Source organism: uncultured Aquimarina sp. (assembly GCF_947492405.1).
Taxonomy (GTDB): domain Bacteria; phylum Bacteroidota; class Bacteroidia; order Flavobacteriales; family Flavobacteriaceae; genus Aquimarina.
Genome location: NZ_CANLMP010000001.1, coordinates 1,037,606 through 1,057,264, shown reverse-complemented (window position 1 = coordinate 1,057,264; position 19,659 = coordinate 1,037,606). Strand labels below are relative to the sequence as shown.

Annotated in this window: 16 protein-coding genes; 7 read left to right on the top strand and 9 right to left on the bottom strand. The window is 32.9% G+C overall.

All coding sequences use genetic code 11. The features are described from left to right. Positions 1 to 72 precede the first annotated feature (72 nt). The 3 genes from Q0829_RS04650 to Q0829_RS04640 are packed head-to-tail and all read left to right on the top strand — an operon-like array spanning position 73 to position 2,412. Positions 73 to 915: a 1,4-dihydroxy-2-naphthoyl-CoA synthase gene (locus Q0829_RS04650; protein WP_298540483.1), complete on the top strand. Its 843-nt coding sequence runs from the start codon at positions 73 to 75 to the stop codon at positions 913 to 915. A gap of 35 nt (positions 916 to 950) precedes the next feature. After that, entirely contained in the window at positions 951 to 1,760 is an 810-nt protein-coding gene (locus Q0829_RS04645) for a hypothetical protein (RefSeq protein WP_298540481.1), read from the top strand. Between the two features lie 34 nt (positions 1,761 to 1,794). Continuing rightward, positions 1,795 to 2,412 (top strand): hypothetical protein, encoded by a 618-nt coding sequence (locus tag Q0829_RS04640; protein ID WP_298540479.1) that lies wholly within the window; start codon positions 1,795 to 1,797, stop codon positions 2,410 to 2,412. 110 nt (positions 2,413 to 2,522) lie between these two features. Here Q0829_RS04640 and Q0829_RS04635 read toward each other — a convergent pair whose 3' ends face one another. Next, positions 2,523 to 4,937 (bottom strand): thiamine pyrophosphate-dependent enzyme, encoded by a 2,415-nt coding sequence (locus Q0829_RS04635; RefSeq protein WP_298540477.1) that lies wholly within the window; start codon positions 4,935 to 4,937, stop codon positions 2,523 to 2,525. A 511-nt stretch (positions 4,938 to 5,448) separates the two neighbouring features. Here Q0829_RS04635 and Q0829_RS04630 point away from each other — a divergent pair. After that, a complete protein-coding gene (locus tag Q0829_RS04630; RefSeq protein WP_298540474.1) occupies positions 5,449 to 6,153 on the top strand; it encodes a hypothetical protein in 705 nt (234 codons plus the stop codon). 51 nt (positions 6,154 to 6,204) lie between these two features. Here Q0829_RS04630 and Q0829_RS04625 read toward each other — a convergent pair whose 3' ends face one another. The 4 genes from Q0829_RS04625 to uvrA form a co-directional block, all read right to left on the bottom strand. Continuing rightward, positions 6,205 to 8,985, bottom strand: coding sequence for a metalloprotease (locus Q0829_RS04625; RefSeq protein ID WP_298540472.1), 2,781 nt, complete (start codon positions 8,983 to 8,985; stop codon positions 6,205 to 6,207). A gap of 41 nt (positions 8,986 to 9,026) precedes the next feature. Next, entirely contained in the window at positions 9,027 to 10,277 is a 1,251-nt protein-coding gene (locus tag Q0829_RS04620) for a T9SS type A sorting domain-containing protein (protein WP_298540470.1), read from the bottom strand. 39 nt (positions 10,278 to 10,316) lie between these two features. Continuing rightward, positions 10,317 to 11,006 (bottom strand): TIGR00730 family Rossman fold protein, encoded by a 690-nt coding sequence (locus Q0829_RS04615; protein WP_298540467.1) that lies wholly within the window; start codon positions 11,004 to 11,006, stop codon positions 10,317 to 10,319. 103 nt (positions 11,007 to 11,109) lie between these two features. Then, a complete protein-coding gene (uvrA, locus tag Q0829_RS04610) occupies positions 11,110 to 13,950 on the bottom strand; it encodes an excinuclease ABC subunit UvrA (RefSeq protein ID WP_298540464.1) in 2,841 nt (946 codons plus the stop codon). A 322-nt stretch (positions 13,951 to 14,272) separates the two neighbouring features. Between uvrA and Q0829_RS27600 the strand changes: the two genes are divergently transcribed. From Q0829_RS27600 to Q0829_RS04595, 3 genes are all read left to right on the top strand, one after another. Further along, positions 14,273 to 14,413 carry a GIY-YIG nuclease family protein gene (locus tag Q0829_RS27600; protein WP_366892654.1) on the top strand — a complete coding sequence of 47 codons (141 nt, stop codon included), beginning with the start codon at positions 14,273 to 14,275 and terminating at the stop codon, positions 14,411 to 14,413. A gap of 332 nt (positions 14,414 to 14,745) precedes the next feature. Next, the gene (locus Q0829_RS04600) at positions 14,746 to 15,270 is read left to right on the top strand and encodes a hypothetical protein (protein ID WP_298540462.1); all 525 of its coding nucleotides are present in this window, start codon (positions 14,746 to 14,748) and stop codon (positions 15,268 to 15,270) included. After that, positions 15,271 to 16,713: a DASS family sodium-coupled anion symporter gene (locus tag Q0829_RS04595; RefSeq protein WP_298540459.1), complete on the top strand. Its 1,443-nt coding sequence runs from the start codon at positions 15,271 to 15,273 to the stop codon at positions 16,711 to 16,713. Between the two features lie 105 nt (positions 16,714 to 16,818). Here Q0829_RS04595 and Q0829_RS04590 read toward each other — a convergent pair whose 3' ends face one another. The 4 genes from Q0829_RS04590 to Q0829_RS04575 all read right to left on the bottom strand — a co-directional run bounded on the left by Q0829_RS04590 (position 16,819) and on the right by Q0829_RS04575 (position 19,584). Then, the gene (locus Q0829_RS04590) at positions 16,819 to 17,535 is read right to left on the bottom strand and encodes a hypothetical protein (RefSeq protein ID WP_298540457.1); all 717 of its coding nucleotides are present in this window, start codon (positions 17,533 to 17,535) and stop codon (positions 16,819 to 16,821) included. Positions 17,536 to 17,705: 170 nt separating this feature from the next. Continuing rightward, positions 17,706 to 18,296, bottom strand: a complete 591-nt coding sequence (locus tag Q0829_RS04585) for a hypothetical protein (RefSeq protein WP_298540455.1) — start codon at positions 18,294 to 18,296, stop codon at positions 17,706 to 17,708. A 15-nt stretch (positions 18,297 to 18,311) separates the two neighbouring features. After that, positions 18,312 to 18,722, bottom strand: coding sequence for a hypothetical protein (locus Q0829_RS04580; RefSeq protein WP_298540453.1), 411 nt, complete (start codon positions 18,720 to 18,722; stop codon positions 18,312 to 18,314). Continuing rightward, positions 18,709 to 19,584 (bottom strand): hypothetical protein, encoded by an 876-nt coding sequence (locus Q0829_RS04575; protein ID WP_298540451.1) that lies wholly within the window; start codon positions 19,582 to 19,584, stop codon positions 18,709 to 18,711. Before Q0829_RS04575 ends, Q0829_RS04580 begins: the two co-directional genes overlap by 14 nt. Positions 19,585 to 19,659 lie beyond the last annotated feature (75 nt).

The window sequence follows — 19,659 nt, the reverse complement described above, 5'->3', positions numbered from 1 at the left end:
ATTTAACTCACTTAATGATATAGCTTGGTACAATATATTATATTATTTTTGATAGCATTAAAAAAACATATGATGAGTTCAATAAATTGGAAAACTGCAAAAGAATATCAAGATATAACATATAAAAAATCAAATGGTGTAGCCAGAATTGCGTTTAACAGACCAAATGTGCGTAATGCTTTCAGACCTCAGACTACAAGTGAACTGTACGATGCATTTTATGATGCACAAGAAGATACTTCAATAGGAGTAGTGTTACTTTCTGGAGAAGGACCGTCTACTAAAGATGGTGTATACAGTTTTTGTAGTGGAGGAGATCAGAAAGCAAGAGGGCATCAGGGATATGTAGGACAGGATGGAATGCATAGATTAAATATCTTAGAAGTTCAAAGACTTATTCGTTTTATGCCAAAAGTGGTAATTGCTGTGGTGCCAGGTTGGGCTGTAGGAGGAGGGCATAGTTTACATGTGGTTTGTGATCTTACTCTTGCGAGTAAAGAACATGCTATTTTTAAACAAACAGATGCAGATGTTACTAGCTTTGATGGAGGATATGGATCTGCATATTTAGCTAAAATGGTGGGACAGAAAAAGGCACGGGAGATTTTCTTTTTAGGCAGAAATTATTCTGCACAAGATGCATACGAAATGGGTATGGTAAATGCCGTAATACCTCATGATGAATTGGAAGATACCGCATATGAATGGGCTCAGGAAATCTTAGAAAAATCTCCAACATCCATAAAAATGTTAAAATTCTCTATGAATCTAACAGATGATGGTATGGTTGGGCAACAAGTTTTTGCAGGAGAAGCTACACGATTGGCATATATGACAGATGAAGCTAAAGAGGGTAGAAATGCGTTTTTAGAAAAGAGAAAACCTAATTTTAAAGATATTAAGTGGATACCATAATAGTGTAATGTTGAGCTTTAAATTTAAAATTGATAATGAAAGATAAAGAAGACGAATTATTATCGGTACAATATAGGATTGAAAAATCCGGAATGAAACAGCAGAAGCTGGAGAATCGTCTTGTTTCTATATCAGAAGAATTAAAAAAGAGTAAGAGGAACAGTTTAGTTTTTATGATTTTTTTTCTGACTGTTATCGCTGTAATGGCCGGAGGAATATATTATCTAAGTGAAAAAGATGCTTTGTTTTCTGCTGATCAAAATGAGGATACGCAGGTTGAGATAGATCAAATTCAGAAAACTAACGATTCTTTACAGGAAGAATTAATGAAGCTTAAATCTGATATTGCTGATTATAAAAGAGGATTAGCTTATAAAACAGATAGCCTTAGTGCAGAACCTACTGAAATTGATAGCACTGATATAGAAGGAAATAACCGAACAGCTACGGATACAATAAAGAAACTAAAATTTGAAAGAAATCATTGTTATGTTAAAAAAGTATTTAGAAACAATGGCGTAATTTTTATTGAAGCCGATTTTATAGAATATTTTAAAGGAAGAAAAGCCGTAGAAAAAGCCAAAGAAAATAATGAAGCAGAATATGATATTGATAAAAACGGAGATACGTTATATTTCTTATATGATAATTACTACGTATCTAACACTAGTAATAAGTTAAGAAGACTCGAGTTGAATGACAAAGTTCGTATTCAGGATATAAATCAAATTTCTAGAGGGTTTCCTTTGAAAGCCTTTCAGAAAATTATTGCAGATAAACCTATTATGATTTTAGAAATGAATGATGGAATTGTTTATAAAATAAAGAAACAGAAATTACCATAAAGCCTATAAATCGTTCTTAATACCCCCTAAAAAAATGCCAGATATTAAAAATGAAGATCTTTTATCATTGCATTATCAGATAGAAAAAGCTGAGGTTGAACAACGAAAGCTAGAGGATCTTCTTAATGATAAGTCATTAGAACTTAAAAGGAATAGAGCATCTAAAATGATGTTTAAAATACTTTGCTCTGTTTTATTAATTACTACAATAGCGTTAATTATATATACAGTATTCTGGGTGGATAATAGTGATAGTACTGTAACAGTTACTAAGAATAAAGAGTTCTCATCTTTTCAATCGGAGATTAATGGACTTAAAAACCAACTGAATCAATTAAAAAAGGATCAACCCGATCTTAAAAACATAAAAGATCTTTATTTATACAGGAGTTTAATAAACAAAGATACTGTGTATTCTGTTCAGATACAATCGTTTACAACAGACAAGGTTTCTTTGGTGTCAGATAAATTCACGAATACTCTTTTTTATAATGATATGTATTATTATAAACTTAGTTTAGGGATTTTTGAAACCCTCGAAGAAGCTCAGGAATTTAGAAAGATCTTACTTCAATCTGGGATTATTGATAAGAATATATTTGTTATTTCTTATAAAGAAGGAGAGCGTATACGGATAGAAGACCCATTTTAAAAACAAAACTCCTCAAGAAAGAGGGGTTTTGTTTTTCTAAGCTTGTCGGCAAAGAACAATATATATGTTTATTAGACCGGATGCTTCGGTTTTTGACTAAGGTTTTATGTTTACCTTAATTTAGGATATTCTACAGGGTTAACCTCATTCATTAAATCATAAACTTTCTCAAAAATATCCTCTGTAGATGGTTTGCTAAAATAATCTCCATCTGTACCAAATGCAGGACGATGAGGTTGTGCACTTAATGTTTGCGGCTCGCTGTCCAAATATTGATAGATGTTTTGTTCATCTATAAGTTTGTGAAGTATATAACCTGTAGCTCCGCCAGGAACATCTTCATCAATAATCATTAATCTATTGGTTTTAGCCACACTTTTTACGATATCGTGAGTTAAATCAAATGGGATTAATGATTGTACATCAATTACTTCAGCATTAATACCTAGTGATAACAATTCTTTAGCAGCTTGTTCTACTAGTCTTAATGTTGATCCATAGGAAACTAACGTTATATCATTTCCTTCCTTTACGGTTTCAACTACACCAACAGGTGTTCTTATTTCCGCTAAGTTAGATGGCATTTTTTCTTTAAGGCGATATCCGTTAAGACATTCTATTACTACAGCTGGTTCGTCACTATCCATTAAAGTATTGTAAAATCCAGCAGCTTTAGTCATATTTCGCGGTACGAGAATATGTATTCCACGCAATAAGTGAATTAAACCACCCATTTGAGAACCAGAATGCCAGATACCTTCTAATCGATGTCCTCTTGTTCTGACAATTAATGGTGCTTTTTGTTTAGCGAATGTTCTATATCTTAAGGTAGCAAGATCATCACTTAATCCTTGTATACAGTATAAAATATAATCAAGATACTGTATTTCGGCAATAGGTCTAAGTCCTCTCATTGCCATTCCAATTCCTTGTCCAATTATAGTTGCTTCTCTAATACCAGCATCAGAAATTCGTATATCTCCAAATTTTTCTTGTAATCCTTCAAGTCCTTGATTTACATCACCAATTTTACCACTATCTTCTCCAAAAATTAAGGATTCAGGAATTCTACTGAATATTTGATCAAAATTATCTCTAAGAATCAAACGAGCATCTACGGTCTCAGCATTTTCTGAATATTGTGGTATAACCTCTTTGATCTTAGTTACATTACTATCAAAATCATTATAGAGATGATCGCTATATTTAGGTTGAATTTCTTCCATATAACCGTTAACCCAATTCTGAAGTGCAGTTTTCTCAGGAAATTCTTCTTTAACGATATATCGTAATGTTTTTCGTGTTGCTTCTAGAATATCTTTACGGATCGGTTCATCTTTATCTGCTAGTGTTTTTATAAGAGGAGCGATGAAATTTTTGTTAGCACTTTTAGTTTCTACAGCTTCTAACACAGTAAGTGCTTGTTTTTGTTCAGTAACAATTTCAGATAAGTAAGCGTTCCAAGCAGCAGTTTTACCTTGTCTAACTGTTTTTTTGCAAGATTTTTCTAATGCTAGTAATTCATCTACTGTCGCTACATTATGATCAATAATCCATTCCTTAAACTTCTTATTGCAGTCGTGTTCGCGTTCCCAGTTTAATCTTTCCTCACTTTTATATCTTTCGTGAGATCCAGATGTAGAGTGACCCTGTGGTTGTGTTAGTTCTTTTACATGAACTATAACAGGAATATGTTGTTCTCTAGCTAAATCTTCTGCAGTTTCGTAAGCTTCCACAAGAGCTGGATAATCCCAACCGTTTACTACTATAATTTCATATCCATCGTGTTTTTCATCACGTCTAAATCCTTCTAGAACGGCCGAAATATTTTCTTTTGTAGTTTGATGTTTTGCATGCACGGAAATACCATATTCATCATCCCAGACACTAATAACCATTGGTACTTGTAAAACTCCGCCGGCATTTACGGTTTCCCAAAAAAGGCCTTCACTAGTACTTGCATTACCAATAGTTCCCCAAGCTACTTCATTTCCATTGATAGAAAAATTAGTGTTTCCTTCTACGCTTTTCTCATTACGATATACTTTGGATGCTTGTGCTAATCCTAGTAATCTAGGCATTTGACCAGCAGTAGGAGAGATGTCAGAACTAGAATTCTTTTGTTTTGTTAAATTTTTCCAAGACCCATCTTCGTTAAGACTATGCGTTGCAAAGTGACCACCCATTTGTCTACCCGCGGCAAAAGGTTCTTTCTCAATATCAGTATGAGCATATAAACCTGCAAAAAATTGTTCTACAGTATATTGCTCTATTGCCATCATAAATGTTTGATCTCGATAGTACCCTGATCTGAAATCACCATCACGGAATACTCTAGCCATTGCTAACTGAGGTAACTCCTTTCCACCACCAAAAATTCCGAATTTGGATTTTCCTGTAAGTACTTCTCTTCGTCCTAATAAACTACACTCTCTACTTATTAAAGCAATTTTGTAATCTCTAAGTATTTGATTTCTATATTCTTCGAAAGAAATATTAGGTGTAATTGTTGTTTCAGGCTGCATGTGAACGATGTTTTACGGTGCGCAAATTTAGCTAAAATCCAAGCCAATTCCAAGACAAGAAGTATTAAATTTATTAAGGATAATTCATTTAAATTGACTTTTTGTTATCGAATTCTTTTTTTAGTTTACTATTTTAAGAACTGATTAACAAATATTCAAAATTTTCACATTTGTTATTTTGTAGGTTCATTACTTAAAATGTTTGAATTAGTATTTTGTAAATGCTTGTTTGACTTACACTATAAATAGTACTTACATATTCCGATTATATGTTGTTTTACCCTTAAGCTGTTTATTTTTTAAATACAGGTTGTTTACGTTTTTTGTATTTTAAATAATTGATTATCAAATTTTTAAAATTTATAGTTTTTAAGGTTTAGTGAAGTAGGTTTAAGGTTAACTAGGTTTTTTTCCTACAAATCCAAAAAAAAATATAACTTAGAAGTGTGGTTGAAGATCATAGTAGTACCAATATTGATTCTTTGATAAATAGAAATGTAACGGTGTATTTTTGAAAAACATAAGACTAACAGATATATTATTCTATTTGACTTTTGCAGTGGTTATTATAATTGCTGTTTTTTTCGATAGAAAATATTTAGCTTATGCCTTACCTGCAATGATAGTGTCTATAGGTATCATATATTTAGAACGTACAATTAAAATAAACTTTTGGTATGTACTTAGTTTAATTTCTATGATTATTTGTGACGCTCTTATTTATACCGATTTCGTCCAAAATTTTTCAATCATATGTATTTTAACATCCATTTACTTTATATCGTGTACACTGGCGCTGAGAAAGTATTTATTAGTTAGAAACATTAAGCGTAGTACTTTTTTATCAATACCCATTTTAGTAAGTTCTGGATTAGTTTTGTATTTGATATATGCTATTTCGCAATTGCTTATTGATGTGGTGAAAGAGGCTGTTCTGGAAGTAGTTGTTTGTCTGATAGGATCTACTTCTTATTTGCTAGTATCCTACCTGATATATGTACAGGATATGTCTAAGGAAGGCTTAAAATTAATTGTTATAGCTTTTTTATGCATATTTATAGTGTCTTTGTTACCTATAAATGAGTTGTTTTATTCAAGTAAAATTTTCACGGTATTCATTAATATTGCCCATGTATTAAGTCTCTATCTTTTAATGAAATTTTTAATAAGAACTACTCCGGAAAAAGAACTTCCGATTCATGTAAATTATCTTTGATAATGATCGACCTGATCTAGAGAGTATTAAGGTTAGAAGACTAAATCTCTATTAATACCATTCTCTTGTGAATAAGCCAATGAGTGTTTGAGGACTTAATGTAATGATAAAACGAATTTGCTCGTTGTAATTAGGTTGATTGATTTCAAAACCATTATTAGAAGCTATTGGAAAGAAAAGTTCAAAATAGTCAGCAACGAGACTTACTCTGACACCAGCATCATATACAAATTTTGGTGATATTCCTTTATTTTTAACAAAACCAACATCTCCATATGCATATATCCATTTCCAAATATTAGTATTGGCATTAAGTGTTGTAATCCATTGATTAGCAAAAGGGTATTCAAGTTGAGATTTAAATCCTCCTTCTGCTATAATAATTTGTTGACTAACTAATCCAGTGTCTTCACTACGCCCTAAGTAGTTAAAATCAAAAAGATAATCGGTTGGTCGATCTAATGCAAAGCTAAAGAAATCACCATCTTTTTCAGTATCATTATAAAGGAAAGTCCCAGCAAATAAACGAAGATTTATTTGTCTGTTGTTCAAAAAAACTTTTCTATAATTAAAAGTAGCAGATAATTTACTGAAGTTTTTGGCTATTTGATAATCGAATATATAAGATGTGAAATCCAAAAGATTAAAATCAGAATACCTATATCTAACGTTAAAAACACTGTAATCCGGTGTTTCTACTGGATTTTCGTCATCCCGCTCTCTAAATACATTTACACTACGTATAGATAGTCGTTGTCGCTCATTAGATCTTAGATCTTTTGGTCTCCAAGAGAAATCAACAGAAGGTGAGAAACGCCTGAATAATAAATCAGGGGCATAACTAAACATACTACCACTAAATGCGTATTTAATTTGGTAAAGACCATAATCGGCAATTTGGTCTCTATATTGAAAAAAAGCACCACCTATCAGCTTTTTAGACAGAAAACCATAACTAGGAGTGATTCTATAATCAAAATCTCTTCTTATAAATGTTTTATTATAGAATTTAGAACCAATCGTTAAACCATCATACACATTAAATTCAAATTCAGGAATGTAAAATATCTGACTACGAGTAGGATCTTCTACATCCTGTAAAAACCTGAATTGTATAGGTTTATTAAAAATACCTTTTAGGTTTCGGTGATTATTTCTGCGATTTACTTCTGGAATATTTTGATCGTAATCTAAAACTAATTTGTCAATATCGTCATTAGCAATTTTCACCTTTTTCTTGCCTGTAATATTAGTGACCCAAGTTTTAGAAACTAATTGTCCATCTCTTAATCCAGCCAATGAGATAGGCATCGCGTTATTTCTTTTATTCTTTATAGTAACCTCGAGAGAGTCTTTTCTTTTTTTAATCGATTTTATTTTGAAATCTAATTTTTCATTAGTAGGAATGAAATCTTCAAAAAACCAATCTATGTTTTTAGGAGTTAAATCATTTAAAATCTTTTCGAATTCCTTAGAATCTGTAAGTTTTAAAGCATTATTGCTGTAGTAATTTTTAACAGCTTCTGATAAGATATTATCATCTTCCAAATAATCTTCTAAGTACTTAAAACCAATTCCCGCTTTATAGGCATTGGCAATATTTTTATTAAATTTTATGAGCTTATCTTGTGGTTCAGTAAGAGGTTGATCCAGAAATAATCTAGCCATATTTTTGTATCCTAGAAAATACTGGTCGTTAAAATCCAAATCTGCCGCATGAAACCACCGGATACCAATAACTTTACTAAGGTTTCCTATGATCTTCATATCTGGATAATACTGTTCGGTGTACGCCATCATTAAATAAATATGCATAGCATCCTTTATCCAGGCATCATATCTGGAATTTATTATTAATGTTTTTTCTAGATAGCTTTCGGTGATTGATTTTAGCTGTTTAATTTCATATTGAAAACCATCTGGAAACGGTCGCAATATATCTGGTAACTGATTTAAACCATATACTGGATTATTTTTGTAATCATTTTCAGAAACTAAAATTTTTCCAAATGGATATGGGCCTAATCTTTGTTTTAAGAACTTAATGATTCTTTTGGTTGCCACACTTTTCATCTCAGGCATTAAATCATTATCCTCGATATTACTAATAAGTTTTAACCCATTCATCTGAAAGTCATAAAATGAATTATTTTTTTCCAGATATAAGTTTACTTCGTTTCTGTTTTTACCAAGAAGTTGCACATTTTTGGTTTCCTCATTAGACGATGATATTTCTTTCTGATCAAATTCACTAGTAAGGTTATAGTCTGATGGTAAGGTTATATTTATGGTGTAATCCGCTAATGGAGCATATAAGTCATCAAGGTGTTTATGGCTGTAGACATTCCATTTTGTATCATATACAGCTGGGATAATATACCAATACTTTAGACTGAAATCACCATTTTTATGATACCCATATCGCGTGAATTTTTCGCTTGGGATTTTTACTTTATAGGTTAGATTAAATGTGAAACTATTTCCAGGATATAATGGTTTATCAATCGTTAATTTTATAATATCAGGAACTTGATTATAATGTGTCCATTTTAGACCGTTTTTAGACTGATCTGTAATGGATTCGATTGCAGTAGCACCACGTTCATAATCTTTTGCAAAATAGAATCGTTTTAAAAAATCTTCAGAAAAACGTTCCCCAAGAGGAGTGGTTTTACTGTTAAAACTATTTGCCCAATCGTGTAAAAATATTTCTTGTAGAGTGTCTTTAGAATTGTTAGTATATATGATTTCTTGTTGTATCGATATTACTTTATTTTCTACGTCCAAAATTCCATCAATTCTAATATTGTGCTGAGCTGATGTAGCTTGCAATACAAAAAGAATTAAAATGATATGGAATATTTTGGAGAAGCTCAACTTTTCTTTAAAAATTTAATCGTGTTACTATTTATACTAACAGGAATAAGGTAGTACATCCCTTTACTTAATCCAGATACAGGAATATCGGTAATGCTATTTCCATTTGCAGAAAAAGATGCCATTTCTTGTCCTAAAGTATTATATATTTTGAAATCGATTGGCTCTGGATGATTATTTATTTGTAACGAAAGTATATCATCAATTATAGTACCACCGTTTAATTGTATTGTTTTTAAATTTTCGACAAACTCTGGATTACTAAGTAATTGTTGATTTACTTGTAATTCCATCACAACAGGTAAATGGTCACTCATATTATATAGTGCATCTCTAAGAGTGCTATCAAATGGTCCCGTGCAATCAACATTATCAATCCTTTGGTTGTAACAATTACCATTATTACCATATGCAGAGTAGGAGTTAGGTTTGTAACTTAATTCGGGGCTATTTACCATGTTTTGCGACATCAAAATAAAATCAAACCGATCATCTAGTCCACCGCCACTTCCGAAATCATCAAATTCATCACTACTTATACGTGTACTCTGCGTATGTATATCTGTAAAAGTATTGTTACTAGTCCAATCACCAGGAGTATTGATAGGATCTACCATGATAATTTTATTATTAGTGTCTAGTAATTCTTGATAAGCAGGCTCTTCGGATGAATATAAATTAAAGTCTCCTGCAAAAATCACAAAATCGTTTTCATCTAAGTTTGCATAATTATCCGTAAACGCTTTTACCATATTTAACCGTTTGGTCTCATTTTCGGCACCTCTGCTAGCTTTAAGATGTGCTACAAAAACTTCTATTCTGATAGGGTTATCAGCCTGATCATCAGATATTAATTCTAGTGTATACCAATTGATATCTCTGATTGTGTTTATTAGTCTTTGGCTTTGTAGTAAAGTAAACTTTTGATTATTGTAATACAGTAATTGATGTAATTCTACATCAGAATTAGAAAAATTGCTTAAGAAAGGGGCACTAGAATAATTATTATTATCATCATTTAATGAATCATTAAGTATTTCTTCTCCACCAGCTTCAGTTTCCAATTCACAGATCATAAAAATATCAGGTTCATAACTGTCTATGATAGTTTCTAATATTTCTTCTCTATTTGTAGGGGGAGCAGCAGGGTAGTTTAATACATTATAAAACATGGTTTTAATGGTCGCCTGGCTAAATGAAAGCTGGGCAAAGCACAGTATTATAACGTTTATTAATGTCCTTTTCATTGTTGAGCTTGTTGAGTTTGTGTGAAAAAAGATGTTTTTTTAGAAATTCGGACTTAGATTGTATTCTCCATAGAATTTATCTAGTATGTGTAATACTTCTTCTGGTGTATCTACGACATGAATTAAATCCAAATCTCCAGCACTAATATTTCCGAATTTATCTAAAAGGGTACTTTTCACCCAGTCCATTAGTCCACCCCAGAAGTCAGTACTTACTAAAATAATAGGAAAAACGGCAATTTTTTTTGTTTGGATCAAAGTAATCGCTTCAAAAAGTTCGTCTAATGTCCCAAATCCTCCGGGCATCACTACAAATCCTTGAGAATATTTTACAAACATTACTTTACGAACAAAGAAGTAATCAAAATCTAAACTTTTATCACTATCAATATATGGGTTATCATGTTGTTCGAATGGTAATTCGATATTAAGTCCTACAGATGTTCCGCCTCCTAAATGAGCTCCTTTGTTACCTGCTTCCATAATACCTGGACCACCACCGGTAATAACCCCATATCCATGTTCTACGATCTTTTGGGCTACATCTACAGTTAATTGATAATACTTATCATCTGTCTTGGTTCTTGCCGACCCAAAAATAGAAACACAAGGTCCAATTTTGCTCATTCTTTCGAATCCATTAACAAATTCTCCCATGATCTTAAAAATAGCCCATGAATCATTTGTTTTTATCTCATTCCATCCTTTGTGACGTTGTTCTTTTCTCATAAATTATATTTTATAACTGCTTCGTTAATTGACCGATACAGTCTTGATTGGTTGTTTATGTTTATTTATTATAAAATTGAAGAATGTATTTTCATCATTTTTGTTAATTACTGATTTCTAATTCTTTCTTCAAAAACTTTGCGGTATAGCTTTTTTTATTTTTAATAATTTCTTCTGGAGTTCCTTTTGCCACGACTTCACCACCATTTTTTCCACCTTCATATCCAATATCGATGATATAATCTGCCATTTTCACGACATCCAGATTATGTTCGATTATGAGTACGGTGTTTCCTTTGTTTACTAATTCATTTAGCACTTCCATTAATACCCTTATATCTTCAAAATGAAGTCCGGTAGTTGGTTCGTCTAATATATAAAAAGTATTTCCGGTGTCCCTTTTTGATAATTCGGTTGCTAATTTAATACGTTGTGCTTCACCACCAGATAAGGTAGTAGATTGTTGTCCCAAGGTAATATATCCTAGACCAACGCTCCTAATAGTTTTAAGTTTTCTAAATATTTTAGGAATCTGATCAAAAAACTCACAGGATTCATTAATGGTCATTTCTAACACATCAGAAATAGATTTTCCTTTATACCTTATTTCTAAGGTTTCTCTATTAAATCTTTTTCCCTGGCAAGTTTCACATTCGACATAAACATCTGGTAAGAAATTCATTTCGATAACACGTAGACCGCCGCCTTTGCATGTTTCACATCTTCCTCCTGTAACATTAAAACTAAATCGTCCCGGTTTATATCCACGGATCATAGCTTCGGGTGTTTTAGAGAACAATGTTCTGATTTCAGAAAACACTCCTGTATATGTCGCAGGGTTAGATCGGGGTGTTCGACCAATTGGAGATTGATTAATATCAATTACTTTATCTGCGTGTTCTAAACCTTTAATTTTTTTATAAGGCATCGGTTTTTTTACCCCATTAAAATAATAAGCATTAAGAATAGGGTAGAGCGTTTCATTAATAAGAGTAGACTTACCACTACCAGAAACTCCTGTAACAGCTATCATTTTACCCAAAGGGATGTCAATAGAAACATTCTTTAAGTTATTTCCGGTTGCTCCGGTCAAAGAAATTTTCTTACCGTTTCCTTTTCTTCTTTTATCAGGAACTTCTATTTGTTTTTTACCACTTAAATAATCAGCAGTTAATGTATTGTGATTTGTTAAGTCTTCGGGAGTTCCTTCGCTGATAATTTCACCACCATGTTTTCCCGCTCTAGGACCAATATCAATAACGTGATCCGCTCGTTCGATCATATCTTTATCGTGTTCTACAACAATAACCGAGTTCCCAATATCCCTAAGCTGAACTAAAGAATTGATCAGCTTTTCATTATCTCGCTGATGTAATCCGATACTAGGTTCGTCTAAGATATAAAGCACTCCAACTAATTGAGATCCTATCTGAGTTGCTAAACGGATTCGTTGTGCTTCACCACCAGAAAGTGATTTACTACTTCGGTTTAGGGATAGGTATGTTAACCCTACATCAATTAAGAATTGTAATCGAGCATTAATTTCTTTAAGGATTTCTCCAGAAATTCGCTTTTGTTTTTCATTTAACTGACCTGGAAGATCTTTAAACCATTCTGCTAGTTCGCTAATATCCATATTAGCCAAGTCTGCTATGTTTTTTTCGCCAACTTTAAAATACAAGGATTCTTTACGCAGTCTGGACCCATTACATTCGGGACATTGGATATTGTCCATAAAATCTTTTGCCCATCTTCTCAAAGAAGTAGAATCATTATTGGTGTAGGTATTATCAATAAAAGTGGCAATACCTTCAAAATCTATTTTGTATTCTCTGGTAACTCCCAGTGTTTTACTATCCACAGTGAATTTTTCTTTCCCTCCATAAAGAATGACTTCCATGGCTTCTGCAGGAATCTTTTTGATGGGATCACTTAGTTTAAAATCAAAGCGCTGTGCGATTAATTCTAATTGCTTAAAAATCCAATTATTCTTTTGTGGTCCTTGTGGAACTAAACCTCCATTTTTAATGGATTTAGAATCATCAGGGATGATTTTTTTGATATTTACTTCGTATAGGTTGCCAATCCCATTACATTTAGGACAAGCACCTTTTGGAGAGTTAAATGAAAAGTTATTTGGCTCTGGATTGGGATATGATATTCCGCTGGAAGGACACATTAAATTTCTACTAAAGAAACGTGCTTCTTGAGATTCTTGCTCAATCACCATCAATACATCATCACCGTGATACATGGCGGTATTGATAGTCTCCATCAAACGTTTAGAATTATCTTTATCGTCACTAACGGCTAAACGATCAATAACGATCTCTATATCGTGCATTTTGTAACGGTCCAACTTCATTCCTTTGGTGATATCTTTGATTTCACCGTCGGTGCGTACTTTTACAAAACCTTGTTTCGCTATTTGCTCAAAAAGTTCGCGATAATGTCCCTTTCTGGATCTTACAATAGGAGCCAGGATGTTGATTCTTTTTCCGTTAAAATCTTGAAGAATTAGGTCTTTGATCTGCTCATCGCTATAACTGACCATTTTTTCGCCTGTGTTATAACTATAGGCATCACTTCCACGAGCAAACAAAAGTCGTAAGAAATCATAAATCTCTGTAATGGTTCCTACTGTACTTCTTGGGCTTTTACTGGTTGTTTTTTGTTCTATAGCAATTACAGGAGAGAGCCCATCGATTTTATCTACATCCGGTCGCTCCAGGCTGCCTAGAAATTGTCTGGCATAGGCAGAGAATGTTTCTATATACCTACGCTGTCCTTCTGCATAAATTGTATCAAAAGCCAGTGATGATTTACCAGAACCCGAAAGTCCGGTAATAACTACTAATTTTTCACGAGGTATGGTTACATCAATGTTCTTAAGATTATGAACTCTTGCGCCTAAAACCTCTATATTTTCATCTGATATCGCCATAAATTTTTAACCAAGATTGCAAATGTAGTTATTTGATAGCTCTTAGTAAAATGGGGTTGGCTTTTACAATTGTTAAATAGCTGTTATAATTTTGGGAATTAGGGTGATTCCAGTTGAACCGGACTTCGAGAGCCTCAGTCCTCGAATAAAACTTCTATTCTGTGGCTGCTGAGTTTACTGGACTTCGACTACGCTCAGTCCTCGAATGGAGATACTATCGAACCCTGAGCGGAGTCGAAGGGTGAGTACACGTAGTAACAAATACCGTATATAATACACATTATAATATGAACACATAAATATCAAATCAATGACAGGGTATATGTACATTTTAGAATGTAGTGATGGTAGCTATTATACCGGAAGCACCAAAGATCTAGATAGGCGATTGAAGCAACACCAAAACGGAGAAGGAGCAAACCATACTAAAAAGAGACTACCTGTAAAACGATTGTATTATTAAGAATACAATCGAATTGACACTGCATTTTATCGAGAGAAACAAGTGCAGGGTTGGAGTAGAGCTAAAAAGGAGGCATTGATGAAGGGTGATTTAGAGGAATTACATGATTTAGCAGAATGTCTTAATATTACACATTTTTCGGGCTTCGACTCCGCTCAGCCCTCGACTAAAGATATTGACGACCCCGAACCCTGAGCGGAGTCGAAGGGTGAGTTTGCCGAAGTCCGAATATAGGGAAATTTCCTCAATTACATTTTTTGTAATAGATTTTCTGCTGCATCATATCTGTTAAATCCTCATACTTTTATATTTTAGCTTAAAAACAAATACCAATGATATTAGGAATAGGTTCTAGAATAAAACATCCAACGTATGGATTGGGTGTAGTTACCAATGTAACTGCAAAAATGTATTGGGTAACTTTTATAGAAAATGGATTAGAAACCATTGATGTAGACGAAGATTTTGAGGTGATTGATGGAGTAGAGGACGAAGTGGATACGGTAAGTTTCTTTGAAGTAGAAAAAACCTTTAGAGAATTATTAAAACGCTACAGCGATATCTCCGAAATTGTTCCGATTGCTGATAAATGGAAAGGTGGTAAGATGATATTAGAGCCGGGAGATACAAATCTTGCTTCTAAAGAAATTCCGATAGATACCTTTTTTCATAAAATAGTAATGGTACGAGATCGCATCCGTGTGATGGAACAAAAAATCAATAGCTCTAAGGTGATAGATGATCAGGATAAGGTAGATTTACAACAATACATTACACGTATGTATGGTAGTTTAACTACATTTAATGTACTGTTCAGTAATAAATCACAACAATTCACCGGAAGTAGCAAAAAATAAATGACACTCTATCCACTGATTAAAAAAATTGGACTGATTGCAGGACCCATATTGTTTCTGGTGTTGATCAATCTTCCGGTAGTATTAGTTTCTGAAATTGCAGACAAAGTACTTTCAGTAGCGGTATGGATGATTGTTTGGTGGATTACAGAAGCAGTTTCTATATCGGTAACGGCTTTGATACCGTTGATTTTATTTCCGCTGGTGGGAGTTTTAGACCTAAAAACCGTTTCACAAAGTTATGGGAGTCCAATCGTATTTCTGTTTTTTGGTGGATTTGTGATGGCGTTAGCCTTAGAAAAAGTGAATCTGCATAAACGTATCGCCTTATCTATCATTAAAATCACAGGAACAAGCCCAGATCGTGTCATACTCGGATTTATGATTGCCACGGCTTTTATGAGTATGTGGATCAGTAATACTGCATGTACAGTCGTGATGTTGCCGATTGCACTATCCGTAATTCAGTTATTAGTGGATGATGAGGATGGTTTTACCAAGAATGATCGAAATTTTGCATTAAGTATTATGTTGGGTATTGCTTTTTCTGCTAACGTAGGAGGTGTGGCGACCATTATTGGAACTCCACCAAACTCTGTTTTAGTAGGGTTTTTAGAAAATGAGTATCAGATAGAAATCTCTTTTCTGAATTGGATGTTACTGGCATTGCCTTTTTCTGTTTTAATGATCGGAATTGTATACGTTGTAATTGTAAAATGGATATATCCAAATCGGATTGGAAGTTTTTCGGCATCCAAAGATGTAATTGATCAAGAATTAAAAAAACTAGGAAAGATCAAACGTACAGAGCGCAGAGTACTTACTATTTTTTGTGTAGTGATTTTTTTATGGATTTCCAGAACTACGATAAATGGCTTTTTTCCGGATCTTAAGTTATCTGACACAGGTATTAGTATGATGGGAGCCTTTGCGTTATTTGTGATTCCATTTCGCTTAAGTAAAGGAGAGTTTACCTTAGTTTGGAAAGATACTCAGAAACTACCTTGGGGAATCCTTATTCTTTTTGGTGGTGGATTGGCTTTGGCAAGTGGGTTATCTCATGCAGGACTGATAGAATTGGTAGCTAATATGATTGCCGCCAATAAAGGATTGAGCTTATTAGTCGTTACCCTATTACTGATTGTTTTTATGCTTTTTATGACAGAATTGATGAGTAATGTAGCTTTGGTAGCGATTTTTGTACCTGTGGTGGCTGGAATAGCACTTGGGTTAAATATACCGATGCTTCATTTATTAATTCCTGTAACAATGGCTGCGAGTTGTGCATTTATGTTACCCATGGCCACACCACCGAATGCGATTGTATTTGCCAGTGGTTATGTAAAAGTTTCTGAAATGGTAAAAGCGGGATTAATTCTAAATATTATCTCTGTAATACTTTTGGTCTTGTTGTTTAAATTTTATGTGTCGTTGTTGTTTTGAGAGATAGTATTAAGTACAGAGTAATGAGTATTAAGTATAAATATTAAGTTTAAAGTTTTTTAGTTAATTACCATCAACCATCAACCATCAACCATCAACCTCTGACTATTCATTCCAAGCCCTCAAATTGCTTATGGGAATCCCGATTCCTACTAACTTATGTTTTTGAGATAGATAAGCTCCACTTTCTGTAGTTGTCCAATTCTGCCAGGTGGCTTCGATACCACCGATTGGTAGTAAAGAAACCCACATCTGATAACTTTTCGGGAGGTAATTTTGATCTACTTTCCATAAATAAGAATCACCAGGTGTAGTACCTCCAGAACTATAAGTGACTAGTAAGCCTTTAGATCCATCTTCAAGAATAACTATTTTTCTGGTAACACCTTCATCAAATAGTTTGTGTGGTGCTACTACCCAAAAAGAATCATTATTAAAATACGACAAGGCTTTCTCTAGTAGTTTATCCTTTTCTGGATTATCAATAGGCGCATTGTTTTTTGTTATTGTACTATTTATAGAGTTTAGAAGATCTAAGTTAGCTTTATAGCCTTCCCAGGTTACTTCGACTGTGCCAGATTTTTTATTCCAGAGATAATGATTTTTATTCCGAAAAGTCCATCGTATATAATCGGTATTCACATATTTATCGTGCTGTACCGCTTTTTGTATCTGCATAGCAAAATTATCAGCTTCTGCTCCCGGTGTTCCTTCCGGCATCTTTTTGTGTAATGAAAAGTATAGGATCGCTACCAAAAAGATAACAATCACTAATAAACTGGCAAAGAATATTTTGAGTAGCTTAAATAGTCGTTTTTTCAAGATGTTGTGCTTTAATTAGGTTTAAAGATATTAAATCAAACCGATATTAAAGTGAAGTATTTTATGATAAATATAGATGATTTGCTTATCAGAAAGTGTAAGGATGTATTTAAATTAGTAGATAAATTATTGATACTCTGAAGGAACACCTTTGTATTCATGTAATTAAATTATTTAGGTTTTATCTCAAAAACACTATATAATCCAATAGCTCCGTATTTATCAAAAGCTTCTTTTCCTTTCCACCATTTGACTTGCCTACGTCTTGTTTTTTTAAAAACTACAGAATCCTCATCGCTTAATTCAATTCTCTTTTTTAATTTCCCATTTATAGAAAACATTAACTCACTATTAGTTAGACTATCGATATAAGATTTTCTGAAATATGGTTCACAATTTTCTAATATTAAAAATTCATCTTTTGAAATTATTTTGATTTTTTTGTCACAAAATTGTTCTATTGTTAAAGCATTATCATCAGGATATTTAGAAAGCAAACAGTTTTCCGCAATAGTTTGAAATACTGAATCATTTATTTTTTTTAGTCGAAAAGTAACATCTGTAGAAGGGAATAGTCCTTTTGGAAAAGTTTTTATACGTAATTCTGTATTTTTTAAAGTAACTTCGTGATGTCGGAGAGATTCGGAAAAATAAGTTATAAATATCCCTTCATCGGTTATATCATCTCGACAGTATCCTTCGTAACCACTATTATCTAAAAGAGATAATAAAAAGAATGATAATAAATTAATACTTCGCATAGATAATACTTATTTTCACTGATCTTCTAGCGGTACACCTTTGTATTCAAATAATTTAAAAAGCCGTTCTCTAAAAATAAATTCTTTATCGTTTTTCCAGTAGATTGTATCGTTTTTTACATCATCCATTTGTACTTTGATCATAATGGTATCTGTTATGGGATACTCGGCAGGTCTGGGGTTAGGATGATAGACATAATATGTTGAATCATTTAAAACTTTGTAATTAGGAAACCAACCATAAGAGTATTGCCCTCTTCCACCAGATATAACCAAAGTGCTATCTGTTCTAAAATCAATACTATTATAAAGAACCGAAGGTTCTTTAGTATATGAATATTCATATATTTTATCAATAACTTGTCTTTGAGCAGAACAACTACTTGATAACAAGAATAGAAAAATCATAAAGCTAATACTTCGCATAGATAATAGGTTTTTTCTGTATAAAAACTTTAATGTATTCAAGATACGGTTTTTTCTTATCCGCAGAGCCAAGACTGATGTTTAATATCCTTTCGAACCTATTTTCTTTGTTCGCATTAAACACCTCTTTGGTACTGCTATGAATATCCAGTTCTTTCTGTGAGATTCTCTGATATAAACCATCTAAAGCAAAACTATCAGATACTTTAGCAATCACAGCGACCTTAATATCCTTCATTCGCTTAATCTCTATTGTGCCAAAATTTTTGTCACCTGTAAGCACTCTGTTCACCCCTGCAAAAATTTCCTGTTCTGATAATGAAATACGCATCTTTAATACTCCATCAAATGCATACTGTCGTTTATAAGTGGCTAATTCATCAAAAACATCATAGGTTAAACCTGGTACGGGTTTATTTTCTATTTCTAAAAATTCCATTTGCCCGGATTCAAACTGGAAGGCGTGTTTTAGTTCATTAATTAATACTCTTAAAGTACCATCATAGTAAATAGTTCCTTCATCACTTTTTCCAAAATAGAGAAATTCAGGTTCTCTTCTCAATCTAAAAGAATACATCGTATCCGATTGTTCAATAACTTTAAATTCTTTTTGGGCATCTTTTAGTTCTTTGATACGGGCTTGGAGGTCTTTTTTATCTGCGCCTTTGGCATTGGGTAACTTCGCTTCCAGTTCCTTAATCTTCTCTGCTACCTTTTTCTTTAATAATGCAAAGGTTTTTTGACTATTAGGATGGATGCCGGTAGGATAGCTATTTCGAGCCAGGTGATCCAGTTCAATTTGTTTTTTGGCAATTTCATTCTGAGATAGTAGGATATTCCTAAATTCTTGTATATAGTTCATAGTAATCAACAACTGTTGCTTTAGATCAAAACAACCATAACAAATAAACTATATTTTCCCCAATAGTCAAATAGT